Origin of the sequence: Vibrio sp. 10N.222.49.C9 (genome assembly GCF_041474985.1) — a bacterium.
GTDB lineage: Bacteria > Pseudomonadota > Gammaproteobacteria > Enterobacterales > Vibrionaceae > Vibrio > Vibrio crassostreae_C.
In genome coordinates this window covers 1-741 of the sequence record NZ_JBFRVD010000792.1, presented here as the reverse complement: position 1 = coordinate 741, position 741 = coordinate 1, and the positions used below count along the sequence as shown (strand labels likewise).

Here is a 741-nt window from a genome sequence, read left to right as displayed (position 1 = left end):
GTCCATGGATCATGCCAGCATCTGTTACCTGCAGCAATTTGATGTCGTGGCCATTCCTCGTCGCCTGTGGCAGATCCGCAACCGTATTGAGCGTGAGAACCCTGAGGACGTCAAAGAGTTCTGTGAGAAGTACGATATTTCAGAGAATCGCTTCTACGATGCTAAGAGCTTAATTGCGACCTCGTCAAGTTCGCCAAGAACGGTAGAGTTTGATGCCGCCGGTGCGGAAGTGCCAGAGTCTTTAGATTCGGAATTTGTCGAGCGTCTGGTTGATACAGCACTCTCTCGTATTCTTAAAGATCACATTGAGGATTACCGCCAGTATTTCGACGATAAGGCGCTGAAAATCTTTCAGGCGGTCTACATTGAAGATAGAGAGACGAATGAAATTGCAGATCAGTGGGATGTGGAGCCGGGTCGAGTGAGATACATTGCACTGCAAACATTGCGAGATGTGCAGGAATTGTTATTGGACTTAGGGGTTAAGCCAGCGGATTTCGTTTAATTCGAGCGTAAAATTAGCGTATTATGCTTTAGCATAAATGTGCTGAATAAATGGGTTGTTGTGGCTTTTCGGAGTCCAATAACCCATTTTTTTGTAGACCATTGTTTGTGGTACTATAGTAAAATTATACACACAACACATCTACGGTAATCAGGTAGCATTCAGAGATCGCGGTCTCTTACTTGATTGCAGAGGGCGAAAGGTAATCATGTCTAGTAACGTACCTACCAATAAAG

General features: G+C 44.7%; 1 protein-coding gene. It reads left to right on the top strand.

Annotated elements, in window-relative coordinates; genetic code table 11:
• On the top strand, positions 1–505 hold a 505-nt coding region (locus AB4585_RS25630), incomplete at its 5' end, for a hypothetical protein (RefSeq protein WP_372171598.1).
• Positions 506–741: the final 236 nt, after the last annotated feature.